The sequence below is a fragment of the Streptomyces sparsogenes subsp. cuspidosporus genome, from assembly GCF_039532705.1.
In the GTDB taxonomy this organism is placed as follows: domain Bacteria; phylum Actinomycetota; class Actinomycetes; order Streptomycetales; family Streptomycetaceae; genus Streptomyces; species Streptomyces sparsogenes.
This window is the reverse complement of the sequence record NZ_BAAASD010000007.1, coordinates 285,048-297,672: the sequence shown is the minus strand read 5'-3', so window position 1 is coordinate 297,672 and position 12,625 is coordinate 285,048. Positions and strand designations below refer to the sequence as shown.

Here is a 12,625-nt window from a genome sequence, read left to right as displayed (position 1 = left end):
CGAGCGGCAGCGCCCCGGCGCGCAGGTCGGCCGCGCGGCGCAGGGCGTCCACCGCCGGGTCGCCGGTGGACGGGGCCGGCCGGTCGGCGTCCGCGGCCTCGCCGAGCGCGGCGGCGAGCACCGCCTCGACGGTCGTGAGCCCGCCCAGCTCGCCCCGCACGCCCCGGCCCAGCGACTCCACGCCGCCCGCCGCCCGGCACCGGGCCCGGCAGTGGACGGCCAGCTCGCACGCGGACAGGCACTCCGGCGCGTAGGCGGCGTCCACCGCGTCCACGGCGGCCCTCAGCTCCTCCACCGGCCGGGTCACCGTACGGCCGTCGTCCGCGAGGCGCAGGTCGAAGGTGAGGCCGTCGGGGAGCGCGGCGGCGATCTCCTCGATCCGGGTGAGCCGGGTCAGCTGCCGTTGCGTGACGGCCAGCTGCTTGCGCACGTCCACGAGCTCGGCGGTGGGGAGGTTGGAGAAGTCCTTCGGGCAGACCAGCAGCACTTCGTGGCGCACCCGGGCGCCCGCCAGGGACGCCACCCGGTCGAGCGCCAGCGCGTACACCGCGGCCTGCCGCGCCGCCGCGCCCACCTTGGCCGGGTCCGCCGAGCCGTCCACCATCGGGAAGGACTTGATCTCGATGACCGTCCAGGAGCCGTCGGGGTGCACCACGACCGCGTCCGGCTCGAGGAAGGCGGGGGAGCCCGCGATGTCCAGGCTCACCATGGGGTGGTCGAGCAGCGCCCAGCCCCCGGCCGCGGTGGCCTCCCGCAGGGCCAGCGCGGTGCGCGCGGTGCGCCCCTGCGGGCCGGCGGCGGTCAGGTCGGGGACGGTGGTGGTGCCCGGCTCGGGCGCGGGGGAGCCGTCGCGCAGCCGCTCGTGCAGCAGCCGCGTCAGCGCCTGGCCGCCGTCCGCCTTGACCCGGGCCTCGAAGGTGTTGCCGCGCTGGTGGGCGAACTGGGACTGACCGAAGGCCGCGGGGGACCCCAGCGCCTGGGCGAGCGCCAGCTTGTCGACGCCCGCCCCGTCCAGCAGCGCGCGGCGGCGGCAGCCGGGGTTGGCGGCCAGCGCGGCCAGCGCGCGGGCGTCCAGGGGGTGCGGGGTGGTCGCCGGGCCGCGCAGCTCAGCGAGCCGCTGCCGCAGCGCCTTCCCCGGCCGTGGCGGTCTCCCCGCCCCTGCCGCTTCGGGCTGCCGCGCCGGCCTCCCTGCCACCGCTGTCGCCGCTCCTGCTTCCGTCCGCGTCCCTGCCCTGCTGTCGAGGGATCCGTTCCCGTTCACGCGCCGCAGTCTCGCACTTGTCACTGACATTCGAGGCGACATTGAGGTTTGAGGTGCCATTCGCGGCGGTAACGGAGGCGGTTCCGGCAGTCGCGGTGCCGGTCCCGGCGGCCGCGGCGGTGGTCCCGGCGGCCGCGGCGGTGGTCCCGGCGGCCTCGTCGGGCCGGCGGGCGGCGCCGAGGCGGGCCCGGATCAGGCCGGCCAGCCGCAGCGCGGGCCGGGCCAGCAGCAGCCCGACCCCCATGACGGCCGCGCCGGCGGCCGCGTCGAGGAAGTAGTGGTTCGCGGTGCCCATCACCACGACGGCGATGCTCAGCGGATAGAGGACCCCGATCGCCTTGGCCCACACCGAGCGCCCGTGCCGCCACAGCACCACCCCGCACCACAGCGCCCACCCCACGTGGAGGCTGGGCATGGCCGCGTACTGGTTGGTGAGCCCGCCGAGCCCGCGCGGCGCGCTCGCCTCGCCGCCCCACCAGCCGTACGAGCTGTACTGCGCCATCGTGTCGACGAAGCCGTGGCTCGCCTCGAGCAGCCGGGGCGGGCAGGTCGGCATCAGCGTGAAGCCGATCAGGCCGATCAGCGTGGAGATCAGCAGCCAGGTGCGCAGCAGCCGGTAGTCGGCGGCCCGGCGGCGCTTCCACAGCCAGGCCAGGATCGCGGGGGTGACCACGTAGTGCAACGAGGCGTACGCGAAGTCGGCGGGTATGCCTATCCACGCGTTCGCGGTGAAGAGGTCGTTCAGCGGGGTCTCGAAGTCGAGGTTCAGCCGCTGTTCGAAGTGGAGGAGGGCCAGGCCGTGGTCGACGGCGGTCGACACGTCCCCCCGGGCCAGCAGTCGGCCGGCCGAGTACGCCGCGTACACCACGGCTATCAAGGGCAGTTCGGACCACCAACGTGGCCGACTGCCCTGCCATGTTCCGGCGCGGGGCGCGGTCTGGGGCATCCGGACGCTCTCCAAAAACTCAGGCGGCCACGAAATGGCGCGCGATCAACCGTACGGCGTAGGCAAAGCGGCTCGCGCACCGCCCCCGACATGCGTCCGGAAAGCGCGGGTCGCCGCTGCTCAATCCCCCGACATCCCCCTCCGACCGACAGGTGCGCGCAGAGGAAGACGCCGGGATCGCCCCCACGGTTGCCTCGGGAACGGGTGAGCGATGATGGGGCCGTACGGCGCCGACCGGTGCCCGACCCGGTGAAAGGCGACCCCCTCATGGCACCACGCATCCTCCTGGCCCGGCACGGACAGACGGAGTGGTCGCTGTCCGGGAAGCACACCGGCCGCACCGACATCCCACTGCTGGAGGAGGGACGGCGCGGCGCCAAGCTGCTCGGCGAGCGCCTCCACCACGCGCCCTGGGCGGGCCTGCCGGACGTCGAGGTCCGCACCAGCCCGCTGGCGCGGGCGAGGGAGACCTGCGAGCTGGCGGGGTTCGGCAACCGGGCGCGGGACTGGGACGCGCTGCTGGAGTGGGACTACGGCGCGTACGAGGGCATGACCCCCGCCGAGATCCAGGCGATCCGGCCGGGCTGGCTCATCTGGCGCGACGGCGTCCCGGACGGGGAGACGCCGGACGGGATCGCGGCGCGGGCGGACGCGGTGGTGGAGTGGGCGCGCTCGGCCGACCGGGACGTGCTGGTCTTCGCCCACGGCCACATCCTGCGCACCCTGGGCGCGCGCTGGCTGGGCCTCGACGTGTCCTTCGGGGCGCGGATCCGCCTGGAGCCGACGTCCCTCTCCGTGCTGGGCTGGGCGTACGGCGAACCGGCCATCGAACGCTGGAACGACACGGGTCACCTGGGCTGAACGCGCACCCGGGCCGCCCCGCGCGGGACCGTCTCGTACCGGGCGAGGAAGTCCGCGACCGTCGCGTTGCGGCCGTGGGGGCGCAGCACGCGGGCGGTTTCGTCGAGCATCGCTCGGATGCGGGAGGAACTGACCTGGTCCATCAGCTCCAGGGCGCGGCCCGCCGCGACGGCCGCCGCGTCCGGCGCGCCGTCCGCGAGCAGATCGCTGGCCAGCTCCGTGGTGAAGAGCGCGATGTTGCGGGTGAAGTGCGGGCTCTGCAGGGCGACCGCGCGGCGGGCGTGCTCGACGGCCCGCCCCCACTCGCCGAGCGCCGACCAGCACTGCGCCTCCAGACCCTCCAACTCGGCTTCTCCGTAGAAGCTCATCCACTCCGGGTCGGCGTCGGACGGGCCGCGGCAGAAGAGCGCCTGGGCCCGCAGCAGGGCCCGCTCGCAGTTCGTCCGGTCGGTCAGCCAGGCCCAGCCGCCCGCCTCGCGCAGCGCGATCAGCGACAGCAGCCGCGGCGAGGCCAGTCGGTCCGCCGCCCGCCGCGCCGCCTGCGCGGCCCGGACGGCCTCGCGGGGGCGGCCGGCGTCGCGGGCGAGGAAGGCGGCGTTGCAGAAGGCGTGCGCCTCCAGGGCCGGGTCGCCGGTGACCCGCGCGGTGGCCAGGGCCTCCGCGTAGTGCGCGCGGGCGTCGGCCAGGCGGCCGGAGTCATGGGCCAGCCAGCCCACCGAGATGGCCAGTTCCCCGGCGCCCGCGTACAGCCGGTCGGCGATCGAGCGGCGGTGGGCCCCGGCGTCCAGCAGGGCGTACGCGGCGTTCAGCGGGCGGGCGGTGTGCGGGTAGATGCTGTCCGCCCCGTGCCGGTCGTCCAGCAGCCGGATCCGGAGGACGGCTTCCTCGACGGCCGCCGCCTCCGCCTCCCCGGCCCGGCCGCCGGGGACGCCGAACGGCTCCCGGAACACCAAGTCGGGGTGCGGCGGATCGCCGCCTGGGAAGCGGCCCGGGGGAGGGCCCGGCGCGGCGGCGCGCTCCCCGGCGGGGGCCGGCCGGGGTCCGGGGGCGGGCCCCGCCCGGCGTCCGCGTACCGCCTCGCGCGGTGAGAAGCCGAGGTCGGTCAGCGTGCGCCCGGGGAACATGTGCCGGAAGACGCGCTCGTACGCGTAGTTGGGGCAGCGGATCGCCCCGGACTCGACGCGGCCGATGTAGCGGGCGTCGCAGGAGACCTGTTCGCCGATCTCCCGCGCGGCCCTCCGTACGGCGGCGGCGAACTCGGACGGGGAAAGCTGGCCGCGCAGCCGCCGGAAGGCGGCGTTCGGCCGCGGCGCCGACGTTTGCGAGGGCTGCGACGGCGAAGACGCGGAAGACGCCGAAGACGGCGAAGACTGTGACGGCGAAGACGCGGGAAGCGGCGTCATGGCGGCCCCTCCCTAACGGTCCTGACGGGGCTCCCGGGTGGGCGGAGGAGAACCGTACCGGCCAGGGCCCACCCGACACTCGGGCGTTCCGGAAAAACGCGGCATCTCGCCCGTGATTTGCCATGAACTGCCATCCTTTACGGCGGCATTCGGCCGTAGCCGTTGACACTGTCGTGCGTTGGGCTCTTTGCAACCCGTCGGAGAGGGAGGCCCGAGTGGACAACAGTGGCTCGCGGACGACTGCCCAGCATCTCCCGTGCCAGGACTGCGACCTCGTCACCGTGCCGGCCCGTCAGGGGCTGGAGGCGGTGGACATCCTGCGCCGCGCACGCGACGGCGTGGGCCCCGTGCTGCACGACCACGCCTGCGACACGCTCGGCTTCGTGGTGCCCGCCGGCACCGCGGCGCGCTGGGACCTGCCGGGCAGCGAGTGTGCGGAGACACCGGGGTGCGGGGTCCGCCTGAGCACGGGCGCCGCCGCCGCCGAGGACGCGGCCGGGGGCGCCGGGGTGCCGCCCCCGCTGACCGGCACCGGCTGGCTGGTGCCCCCGGGCGACGCGTACACCGGCGCGACGGACCCCGCCGAGCTGCGGGCCGCGCTCGGGGAGGCGGCCCGCATGATCGAGGCCGTGGACCGCTGCCGCTGACCCACCGGCCCCGGCGCCCCGGCCCGCCCCGCCCCCGCATGCCACCCCACCCGCATACTGGGGCACGTGGCGAAGGGCGTACGGAAGAAGGCGACGGCGGCGCGGGGGCGCGGCGCGGGGCGGGCGCGCGCCCTGGAGCCGGTTGCCGCGCCGGTGGACGGCGGGCTCGCCGAACTCGTCCCCGACCGGGACCGCCCGCGCGCGTGGACCCTGCTGGTGGACGGCAAGCCGCAGTCGCACGTCGACCTCGACGACCCCTCGTACCTGGACTTCGAGTACCAGCGCAGGTTCGGCCACATCGCCGACCTCACCGCCCCGCCCGGCCGCCCCGTCCACGCCGTCCACCTCGGCGGCGGCGCCTTCACCCTCGCCCGCTACATCGCGGCCACCCGGCCCCGCTCCACCCAGCAGGTGGTCGAGTGGGACGCCGCGCTCGTCCAGTTCGTACGGCGCGAGGCCCCGCTGAACCCCGCCGACCGGATCCGGGTGCGCGGCGCCGACGCGCGGGTCGGCCTGGGCAAGGTGCCCGACGGCTGGGCCGACCTGATCGTCGCCGACGTCTTCAGCGGCGCCCGCACCCCCGCCCACCTCACCAGCGTCGAATTCCTCGCCGAGGTACGACGGGCGCTGCGCCCGGACGGCCTCTACGCCGCCAATATCGCGGACGGCCCCCCACTCGCCCACCTCCGCGCCCAGGTCGCCACCGCGCGCGCCGCCTTCGCCCACGTATGCCTGACCGCGGACCCGGCCGTCCTCCGCGGCCGCCGCTTCGGCAACGCCGTCCTGCTGGCCGCCGACCGGGAACTCCCCATCGCCGAACTGACCCGCCGCGCCGCCACCGACCCCCACCCGGCACGAGTCGAGCACGGCCGCCCCCTCGCGGACTTCACCGCCGGCGCACCCCCGGTCACCGACGCCACCGCCACCCCCTCCCCGACGCCACCGCCGAAGGTCTTCGACTGATCCACGGCAGCGCGCATCGGCAGCAGCGCCCCTCAGCAGTAGGGATGCTGACCGGTCACCGATGACGCCACGCGCATGAACACCCCGAAGAGCCGGAACAGCTGAGGAGCAGGTCCGGTGACCTCGACCGTGCGCGCGTCGCGCAAGGTGACGCCGGGGATGCCCACCAGCTGGGACGCGACGGAGGAGGACTGCCAGCGCACGGCCAGGGTCATGCCACCCGCACCCGCACCTGCGCCTGCGTCCGCACCCGCACCTGCGCCTGCGTCCGCACCCGCACCTGCGCCTGCGCCTGCGTCCGTATCGGCACCACCAACCGCCGGACGCGCGAGCGCCGCGGCACGGCTCACCCCCTCGGCGGCGGCCTCCTCGATCGCCTTCCGCGCCTCGGCCACCGGCCGCAGGCGGGCCGCGAACCGGTCGAGGGCGTACTTGACCGGCGCGGTCACGACCGTGTCGTCCCAGGCGGCCATCTCGGCGCAGGCCGCGTCGTCCCCGGAGAGCATCACCACCGGAACACCGAGGGCCGCGGCGGTGGCGTGGGCGAAGCCGATCTCGCCCACGGGCCGGTCGTCGAGCCACATGTCCTCGATCTCATGGCCCATGTAGCTGTGGCTCAGCACCCCGAGGGTCCCGGCGCGGGAGTGGAAGCCGACGCACAGCACCGCGTCGAAGCCGGCGTCCAGATCCTGCAGCATGCCCATCGGCTTGGGCATGCCGCGCACCAGAACCGCCTCGGGATGGACGCGGTCGGCGAGCAGATTGCGCATGGAGCTGTGTGCGTCGTTGACCAGGACGTGCGTGGCACCGGCGGCGAGCGCGCCGCGGACGGCCGCGTTGACGTCCTCGGTCATCATCTCCCGGCCGCGCTCGTAGTCCCTGCCGCGCAGTTGCACGTCCTCGGCGTCGACCAGACCGGTCACGCCCTCCATGTCGGCGCTGATGTACACCCGCACGCCGCCGCCTCCCCGCTTCATTTTTTGACAAGCTCTATGTGAATTGCAAAAGCGCCCAGTGCTTCCTTCTCGGCCGGATAGATTTCACGGATGGCAGCCAAGAGTTCGTCCCGGGTCATGGAATGACCCCCAATCGCTGCACTTTCTTCGGCATCGAGCATTTCTTCGAACGACCGGTACTCGGTGATCGCGGTGACACGGGTCTGTACGGTGGCGTCGCCGGAGATGAAGCACAGGAGATCTCCGGGCTTGAACTTCCGGATCTTGGGGTAGCCGACGCGAATCTCAATCGTCTTGGTGCCCTGCGAAATGAGGTCGAAGTAGGGTTTGCGGATGTTGAGGGTGTGTTCGCTGGGAACCGATGTGGTCATTGCTCTGGTTAATCCTCCGGGTCAGACGTCGTCCGTGGTCAGCAGAGGCCGCTTGCCCGCTGCGTTGTATGTATCAAACGCTCACGCAGGCACTCCACTGCTGCATGCCCCCGGTAGCGGCGAGTGAGGTAAGTGGTGAGGTCGCTGGCCCGGTTGCGTACGGAGTCGACGACACGGGCGGAGTCGAGGGCCTGATGTCCCAGAGCGACCGCGTCGTCGGGGTCGCCGAGCTGGGCGTGGGCGAGCGCCAGATCGATGCGGGCGATGGCCTCGCGGCTGGGCGAACGGGATGCTTGCGGGGCTGCCTGGTAGGAAGCGAGAGCTCGCTCGGCGTACTGGTGGGCCCGGTCGGCCTGGCCGAGCCAAATGCAAGAGGTCGCTGGGTAGGAGGTGAGCGCATATTCCGCCAGAGGCAGGACGTCCACACCGAACCGGCGTGGCGAGCGAGGCGGAAGCAGCTGGTAGGTGTCTTCGGCGGCGCGAAACGCGGCGGTGAAGCCTTCGGTGTCTCCGTCAGCCGCGCAGGCGCGTGCGGCTTGGGCATGCAGTCGTACGGTCAGCGGGTGGTCGGCGGGGGCCTCGGCCAGTCCTCGGCGGGCGGCATTCAGGGCTTGAGCGGGGCGCTGCTCGTACAGGTTGATGGAGGCAGCGGCGTCCATTGCCCACGCGCAGAGCCGGCCGTGCCCGGCTTGCTGACCGTGTACGAAGGCGTCGGTGGCGAAGGCGAGGCCTGTGCGGGCGTCGCCGAGGTCGTGGGCCAGCCACGCCAACAGCTCGGACAACCATCCGGCGAAAGCGAGTAGTTCCCGGCCCTGCCGGTGGGTGTGCTCGCCCTTGAGGAGGGCGCCGACCTTGCGACGGTAGTCCAGAACGGCCTCGAAGAGCTGTTGCGGCGGCTTGAGCGAATAGGCGCCGTTGAATTCGGTGACGGCCAGGTCGAGGTGATCCAAAGTGTCGGAAGCGAGCGCGCTGGCCTCAGCCTGACGGGTGAACTCGATGGCCTCGGCAGCAGCCTGCTCCAGGATCTTCGCGGTGACGGCAGGGGCAGCAATGGCGAGTCCGGCCAGTTTCACTGCGTCGCGACGCCTCGTCTTCTCCACCTCCCCACGGCGCACGTACATGGCATGACCCGCGGCACCGGTAATTGATGATGAGGGCTGCGCGTCTGCCGTCTCCTGATCTTCTTCGAAGCAAGTAGAGCTGGGCGCCTGGTCGCCTCCCTCCGGTCGGGTCTCCCAAGGTCGTTTCGGTAAACCGAGCATGTCTCCAGGAATTCCGAAGCCGTCAGCCACGCGTTCCATGACTTCACGTCCTCGGATGCCTCGGACGCCCCGGATGACGTCGCTCACCCGCGAACTCGTCATGTTGCCGATGGCGGCCGCCATCACCGCCTGACTTGTGCCCGTACGCCGGTTGACGAGGCGGAAGATCTCCTGGAAGTTCCGGGCAGCACAGGCTCGCCGCATGGCGTCGCTCTGTAGTACCGCGTCGGGGATTGTCAGCGGATAGTCGCTGCGCCGGGTCTTGCGGTCGTCCATGGGCCACCTTGCAGGGACGGCAGTGAACTGATCCCACAGTAGCCCTGGCGCGAGAACGGGGTTCCCCGAATCAGTCGAGGGGATCCCCATCCCCTGTTCCCTCGTCTGTTCCGCCCGCTCGATGCTCTTCCAGACGGCACGCCCCCGTGCTGGACAGCGCAGGCCCCGGCGCCGCTCGGGACGGCCCGGGGCATGGACGATCTGAAGGAGCAGACCGACATGAAATGTCTACCACGAACACTCGAACGAGTGACACCGGCGAACGCTCTGAGCCATCCCGAACGCGGGCGACCGGCCTCGGCCGTCAGTGGGAGTTTCACTCCTCTGCGGGACACGCTTCCGCCGGAATACGCAGCGCTGGAGCGACACGTCATGGTGGAACACCCCTGGTGTCCGGCCGGAACACGCTGCCCGGAGAGTCAGCGGCTGATCGAAACGCTGGACAAAAAGTGGGGGCGGCTATGACGGAGATGACCATCGCGGTGTATCGGGTCAGCCTTGATGGCACGAGGACATGCGTTCGGCCCAAGCAGGTCGTGCGGCGCCCCAAGCACCTGACCCTCGCCCACCTGTCCATGGCGTGGCCAGCCTGTGCATGTGGCGGTCCCATCTGCCCTGATCGGTCGCAGATGGAAGACATGATTGAGGAAACGTCGCCCGCGGACGCTTAGTACTCCGGACTAGATCGTGATCTTGCTACCGTCGCTCTGCGGAGTGTCCAGGTGGTGGGTTCGTGTCGGCAGAGCGCACCGAGCTGCGGCGCGCTCTGCCGAGGTCGGCTACTGTGCGGATTGCGGCTGCGCGAATCTCAGGACATTGCCGTACGGGTCGATGACCCGCAGCCTCGGGCCCTCCAGGCGCGTCCGGGTCGACTCCGGGACGTACGGCGCGTTTGGTCGGGCGAGCAGAGGTGCAGCACCGCTGTCGAGCGCGAAATCTGCACGTACAGTGGCAGCGTGGGCTCGAACCGGTGCTCCCAGTCCAGGGCGAAGCCAAGGAAGTCACGGTAGAACGGCAGTGCCTGTGCGACAGACATGACGCGCAGGACCGGCACGCCCGAGCTGATGCCCGGCGCGGCAGGGCTGCCCGCGCGGCTCGCCAAGGCGGCGAGCACATTCCAGCCCGGCCGTCCTCCGCGGCCGCCGCTTCGGCAACGCCGTCCTGCTGGCCGCCGACCGGGAACTCCCCATCGCCGAACTGACCCGCCGCGCCGCCACCGACCCCCACCCGGCACGAGTCGAGCACGGCCGCGCCCTGGCGGACTTCACCGCCGGCGCACCCCCGGTCACCGACGCCACCGCCACCCCCTCCCCGACGCCACCGCCGAAGGTCTTCGACTGATCCGCAGAGCGCGCTCGTCCGGGATCCGGCACGTCAGGGGAGCTGGGCCTCGATGGCGGCGAGCTGGGCGGCGAGGATCTCCTCGAACGCGGCGGGGCGGTCCGCGCCGAGGGGGCGGATGTCGCGGGCGAAGTGGGCCAGGGCGGGGAAGCGTTCGGGGTCGGCGCCGAGCACGGCGACGCGGAACTGCTCCATGCCCTGTTCGTACTCCTCGGGGGTGATGATGCTGATGCCGGCCTCGGAGGAGATCAGCGCGGCGAGGAGGATCACGAGGCGGTGGTAGCGCGCCGGGATCTCCTCGTCGGGCAGGCCGGACGTGCGCAGGGCCTGCAGCAGCTCCTCCATGATCAACCGGGATCCGGTGCCGCCGGACCCGTAGCGTCCCCAGACCGCGGCGAGTTGGGGTTGCTCGCCGAAGGCCTCGCGCAGGCGCAGGCCAAGGGCGGTGATGCGCTGCTTCCAGTCGCCCTCGGGGCGGTAGCCGTCCATGGCGGCCTGAAGGATCCGGTCGGCGACCGCGCGCAGCAGTTCGGTCTTGTTGCGGAAGTGGCGGTAGAGGCTGGAGGAGTCGGTCCCGAGCGCCGCGGCGAGCTTCCGCACGCTGAACGACTCGGCGTCGCTCGTGCGCAGCAGCTTCGCCGCCGTGTCCAGGATCTCCTCGGTCGACCATCGCCTTCGGCCAGTCATCTCGCCCCTCTCGTCACAAGGCTCAGCCTAACCTATGCACTTGCTGATGCACGCGGTGCGTGCATAATGAGGGCGACGCACTGTCCGACCGCGACGACACACCCGGCATCCGGCCGGGAGGGGAGAAGGACACAGACGATGCACCCCACCCCTGGACCCGACGGCCCAGCCGTCTCCCGGCTCGGCCTCGGCTGCATGAGCATGACCGGCAGCTACGGCCCCGCCGACCCGCAGGAGGCCGCGGCCACCCTGTTGGAGGCACTCGGCTCCGGCGTCACCCTGTTCGACACCGGCGACTTCTACGGCGACGGAGCGAACGAGGAACTCCTCGGCCGGACCCTCGCACCGCACCGCGACCGCGCCGTGCTGGCCACCAAGACCGGCGTCCGCCGCACCGCCGAGGGCCTGGTCCCCGCCGGCTCACCCAGCGATCTGCGGCGTGCCTGCGAAGCCTCGCTGCGCCGGCTGCGCACCGATCACATCGACCTCTACTACCTCGCCCGCGTCGACCCCGCCGTCCCCGTCGAGGAGTCCGTCGGCACCCTCGCCGACCTGGTCGCCCAGGGCAAGGTGGGCCGCGTCGGCCTGTCCGAGGTCTCGGCCGCCACCCTCCGCCGCGCCCACGCCATCCACCCGATCAGCGCCGTCCAGACCGAGTACTCGCTGTGGGAACGCCATGTCGAGAACGACATCCTGCCCACGATCCGCGACATCGGCGCCACCCTGATCGCCTACAGCCCTCTCGGCCGCGGCCTGCTCACCGGCGCCGTCCGCACCACCACGCGCTACGAACCCGGCGACTTCCGCGCCACCGCTCCCCGCTACCACGGCGAGGACCTCGAGGCCAACCTGGCCATCGTCGATGCCATCACCCACCTCGCCGCCGCCAAGGACGCCACCCCCGCCCAGGTCGCCCTCGCCTGGCTCCTCACCCGCGGCGGCGACGTCATCCCCATCCCCGGCAGCTCCCGCCGCGCCCATCTGCGGGACAACCTGGCCGCCCTCGACCTGCGCCTGACCGCCGCCGACCTCGACGCCATCGACGCCGCCGTCCCCGACACCGGGGCCCAGGGGGCCCGGTACGGCGACCACGGCATCGCCCTGATCGACCAGTGAAGCGAATCGACCAAGCGAATCGACCAGTGACGAGAACCGACCCGTGACGAGAGAGGCACCCTGATGACGAACCCATCCCACGCACGAGGGCCGCTCGCAGCGATGTACGCGGGCCTGGCGCTCACCGTCCTCGCGGCGATCGCCCCGTACGTCGACCGCGGCACCACCCACCTGCTGGCCGACCACATCCGCGCCGGCTATCCCACCTACCCCCGGGCGCGGGTCGACTCGGCCGTCGCCACCTACCTGGTCGTGTTGTCCGTCATCGGAGGGCTCGGCGTCCTGGCCTGGCTGACGACGGCCTGGGCTGTCAAGGCAGGCAAGCGGTGGGCCCGACCCGCCGCGACCGTGATGTTCGTGATCGGCACCGGCGTCGGACTGACCGGGCTGCTCACCAAGGACACCTCGGGCGAGACCGGCCTGCCGCCGGCGCTCGGCTGGGCCGGGATGACGCCCTGTCTGGCGGGCCTCGTCGCGGTCGCCCTGCTGTGGAGAAGACCGCGACTGACGTGACGTCGGCTCCGCTTCACACTGC

At 72.5% G+C, this 12,625-nt stretch carries 13 protein-coding genes and 1 pseudogene; 6 read left to right on the top strand and 8 right to left on the bottom strand.

All coding sequences use genetic code 11. The features are described 5' to 3' along the window. Positions 1-1,195: hypothetical protein (locus ABFY07_RS12390; RefSeq protein ID WP_428836909.1), on the bottom strand; the 1,195-nt coding region annotated here is incomplete at its 3' end. Next, positions 1,107-2,207 (bottom strand): phosphatase PAP2 family protein, encoded by a 1,101-nt coding sequence (locus tag ABFY07_RS12385; RefSeq protein ID WP_346174529.1) that lies wholly within the window; start codon positions 2,205-2,207, stop codon positions 1,107-1,109. The genes ABFY07_RS12390 and ABFY07_RS12385, both read right to left, overlap by 89 nt. Positions 2,208-2,474: 267 nt before the next feature. Between ABFY07_RS12385 and ABFY07_RS12380 the strand changes: the two genes are divergently transcribed. After that, positions 2,475-3,068 carry a histidine phosphatase family protein gene (locus ABFY07_RS12380; protein WP_346174528.1) on the top strand — a complete coding sequence of 198 codons (594 nt, stop codon included), beginning with the start codon at positions 2,475-2,477 and terminating at the stop codon, positions 3,066-3,068. On the opposite strand, the gene ABFY07_RS12375 is transcribed toward ABFY07_RS12380, so the two are convergent. Then, the gene (locus ABFY07_RS12375; protein ID WP_346174527.1) at positions 3,056-4,471 is read right to left on the bottom strand and encodes an NsdA family TPR-like regulatory protein; all 1,416 of its coding nucleotides are present in this window, start codon (positions 4,469-4,471) and stop codon (positions 3,056-3,058) included. The two genes, ABFY07_RS12380 and ABFY07_RS12375, sit on opposite strands and share 13 nt — an antisense overlap. Positions 4,472-4,686: 215 nt before the next feature. Here ABFY07_RS12375 and ABFY07_RS12370 point away from each other — a divergent pair, with 215 nt between their 5' ends. Together ABFY07_RS12370 and ABFY07_RS12365 are read left to right on the top strand one after the other, a co-directional pair. Continuing rightward, complete coding sequence (locus ABFY07_RS12370) at positions 4,687-5,118, top strand: hypothetical protein (protein ID WP_346174526.1); 432 nt, start codon at positions 4,687-4,689, stop codon at positions 5,116-5,118. 66 nt (positions 5,119-5,184) lie between these two features. Continuing rightward, positions 5,185-6,081 (top strand): spermidine synthase, encoded by an 897-nt coding sequence (locus tag ABFY07_RS12365; protein WP_428836908.1) that lies wholly within the window; start codon positions 5,185-5,187, stop codon positions 6,079-6,081. Between the two features lie 32 nt (positions 6,082-6,113). On the opposite strand, the gene ABFY07_RS12360 is transcribed toward ABFY07_RS12365, so the two are convergent. From ABFY07_RS12360 to ABFY07_RS12345, 4 genes are all read right to left on the bottom strand, one after another. Then, positions 6,114-7,037 carry a M55 family metallopeptidase gene (locus tag ABFY07_RS12360; protein WP_346174525.1) on the bottom strand — a complete coding sequence of 308 codons (924 nt, stop codon included), beginning with the start codon at positions 7,035-7,037 and terminating at the stop codon, positions 6,114-6,116. A gap of 17 nt (positions 7,038-7,054) precedes the next feature. Then, positions 7,055-7,408, bottom strand: coding sequence for an ASCH domain-containing protein (locus tag ABFY07_RS12355; RefSeq protein WP_346174524.1), 354 nt, complete (start codon positions 7,406-7,408; stop codon positions 7,055-7,057). A 38-nt stretch (positions 7,409-7,446) separates the two neighbouring features. Then, positions 7,447-8,946 (bottom strand): NsdA family TPR-like regulatory protein, encoded by a 1,500-nt coding sequence (locus ABFY07_RS12350; RefSeq protein WP_346174523.1) that lies wholly within the window; start codon positions 8,944-8,946, stop codon positions 7,447-7,449. 808 nt (positions 8,947-9,754) lie between these two features. Beyond that, entirely contained in the window at positions 9,755-9,982 is a 228-nt protein-coding gene (locus ABFY07_RS12345; protein WP_428836912.1) for a glyoxalase superfamily protein, read from the bottom strand. Positions 9,983-10,062: 80 nt separating this feature from the next. Between ABFY07_RS12345 and ABFY07_RS12340 the strand changes: the two are divergent. Continuing rightward, a pseudogene (locus ABFY07_RS12340) lies at positions 10,063-10,287 on the top strand (spermine synthase); the annotation flags it as partial. 33 nt (positions 10,288-10,320) lie between these two features. Here the strand turns inward: ABFY07_RS12340 and ABFY07_RS12335 are convergent. After that, positions 10,321-10,974: a TetR/AcrR family transcriptional regulator gene (locus ABFY07_RS12335; RefSeq protein ID WP_346174522.1), complete on the bottom strand. Its 654-nt coding sequence runs from the start codon at positions 10,972-10,974 to the stop codon at positions 10,321-10,323. A 138-nt stretch (positions 10,975-11,112) separates the two neighbouring features. Between ABFY07_RS12335 and ABFY07_RS12330 the strand changes: the two genes are divergently transcribed. Next, positions 11,113-12,090: an aldo/keto reductase gene (locus ABFY07_RS12330; protein WP_346174521.1), complete on the top strand. Its 978-nt coding sequence runs from the start codon at positions 11,113-11,115 to the stop codon at positions 12,088-12,090. A 63-nt stretch (positions 12,091-12,153) separates the two neighbouring features. Then, a complete protein-coding gene (locus tag ABFY07_RS12325) occupies positions 12,154-12,603 on the top strand; it encodes a hypothetical protein (RefSeq protein WP_346174520.1) in 450 nt (149 codons plus the stop codon). Positions 12,604-12,625: the final 22 nt, after the last annotated feature.